The sequence below is a fragment of the Gelidibacter salicanalis genome (assembly GCF_016469035.1).
GTDB classification, from domain to species: domain Bacteria; phylum Bacteroidota; class Bacteroidia; order Flavobacteriales; family Flavobacteriaceae; genus Gelidibacter; species Gelidibacter salicanalis_A.
The window spans coordinates 1-274 of sequence record NZ_JAEHJZ010000376.1 but is presented as its reverse complement, the minus strand read 5'-3'; the positions used below and the strand labels follow the sequence as shown (position 1 = coordinate 274).

The following is a 274-nucleotide window of genomic DNA, read 5'->3' as shown; positions in this document are numbered from 1 at the left end:
AGCTGAAAATCCTCGGAGTTTTTGGACTAACCAGTATGGCAATTTGCAAAACCCAGCCGCTCATCAACAGACAATGCATGAAATAGTAAAGGATCTTGGTTATGCTCCAGATTACCTTTTTGCTGCCACTAGCACCTGTGGTACTTTAATGGGTTGTACAGACTACGTACGTTTGAACAAGCTAAAAACTAAAATTATTGCGGTGGATGCTGTGGGCAGCATCATTTTCGGAACTCCTATAGGAACTCGAAAAATCCCTGGGCACGGAGCTGGA

The 274-nt window shown here is 43.8% G+C and carries 1 protein-coding gene; it reads left to right on the top strand.

The window, feature by feature from the left end; translation table 11 throughout:
* Window positions 1-274: pyridoxal-phosphate dependent enzyme (locus JEM65_RS21700; protein ID WP_199603845.1), on the top strand; the 274-nt coding region annotated here is incomplete at both ends.